At 33.5% G+C, this 1,636-nt stretch carries 2 protein-coding genes; one reads left to right on the plus strand and one right to left on the minus strand.

The window, feature by feature from the left end:
• Nucleotides 1–120: 120 nt before the first annotated feature.
• Nucleotides 121–717, plus strand: a complete 597-nt coding sequence (locus D5R40_RS32840; protein ID WP_124146941.1) for a molybdenum cofactor guanylyltransferase — start codon at nucleotides 121–123, stop codon at nucleotides 715–717.
• 494 nt (nucleotides 718–1,211) lie between these two features.
• Here D5R40_RS32840 and D5R40_RS36745 read toward each other — a convergent pair.
• A partial coding sequence (locus D5R40_RS36745; RefSeq protein WP_161565177.1) for a hypothetical protein occupies nucleotides 1,212–1,636 on the minus strand: 425 nt, incomplete at its 5' end.

Consider the following 1,636-nt stretch of genomic DNA (forward strand, 5'->3'; position numbering starts at 1 on the left):
TCTCCTGTCTCCTGTCTCCTGTCTCCTGTCTCCTGTCTCCTGTCTCCTGTCTCCTACCCTCACCCATAAGACTTTATTCAGCAAACCCTATTTATTTTAACGAAAGAAGTCAAATACCTAATGAATAAATCTTCACTTTCACTCCCGAAAAATCATCTAGTAGCACTCATTCTTGCTGGTGGTAAAAGTTCTCGTATGGGTAAAGATAAAGCCTTAATTCCTTGGCAAAATATACCTATGCTAAAAAGAGTTTATCAAGTAGCTAGTGAATTTACAGAAAAAGTTTATATTATTACTCCTTGGTCAGAAAAATATCAGCATATTTTACCTACAGAATGTGAATGGTTAACAGAGATTAGAACTGAAGGACCTTTAGTTGCTTTTAATCAAGGATTAGCTCAAATTAATAGTGATTGGATTTTACTATTAGGATGTGATTTACCTCTGTTGAACTTAGATATTATTCAAACTTGGGCAACTCACTTAAACCAACTTTCCCCTGAAATTTTAGCTTTAGTTCCGAAAAAATCTCAAGGGTGGGAGCCATTATGTGGTTTCTATCGGCAACAGATAAAAGTTGAATTACAAAAATATATTGACCAAGGCGATCGCTCCTTTCAAAGATTACTGACTCGAATACCAGTTCAACCATTATCTATTGATACTGATATAGAAAAAATGTTATTTAATTGTAATACTCCCTCAGATTTGCAGTAGTTTTAACCTGATGAAATAGAGAGTTTGATAATTTTGATTTTAGGTAACTAGGAGGTAAGGAAGGAGATAATATCAAATCCGGTAGCATCGGTGTAATTAGGGTTTGCTTATGGAAGTCTTTTAGTAGAGGTAGGAGACAGGAGACAGGAGACAGTATAAATGGGAATTTACGGGAGGTAGGAGCTAAGTTTTGTCCCTTAATTTTTCTGCCCAAATCTTGACCAAAATCCGCTCCTAATTGAACAATTACCACTTAAAAACTCGAACTTTTTGATACTTAAAAAGGCACTTACCTTTATCTATAAAGACTTTTAGATTTAATCAGCAAGCCCTAATTAGATGGTGAGTAGGGAGTAGGGGAGTAGGGGAGTTAGGGAGATAGGGAGATGGGGAGATGGGGAGATCGAGAAATATTTGGTAATGGTTGAAGATAGAACATTTTTTTATACCGAATTAAACGGATTTGATATAAGCTATGAAAAACAGTAAAATTTTTAAGAATTTACATAACTCAATAATTCCTGTTTCAAAGCTATTATTACTTTTTCATATTCACTATCAAGCTCTAAGACCAAATCCATTCCCTCAGTTATTAATTCAGAACCAGGTAAATTTGCTAATTTATCACATAAAATAGGAATATTTATTGCTCCAATGTTAGAACTATAAACACCCAAAAGTTGAGTATACTGTTTCAATTTTTTTGTTGAATTAATAGCAATTGCATTTAAAATTTGTTCCATATAATGAGCGACATTTTTTAAATAATCCTCAATCATTTTAGCGATAACATCATTTGCATTTGTGCCTGATGATTGGCGAATAGAATCTAAAACTGTTAAATCTAAAACTGAGTGCTGAATATGATTAATAGAATTACTGAAAGTATCAGCGGAAATATTTTCAGTGACAGAAGTTA

Source organism: Okeania hirsuta (assembly GCF_003838195.1).
In the GTDB taxonomy this organism is placed as follows: domain Bacteria; phylum Cyanobacteriota; class Cyanobacteriia; order Cyanobacteriales; family Microcoleaceae; genus Okeania; species Okeania hirsuta.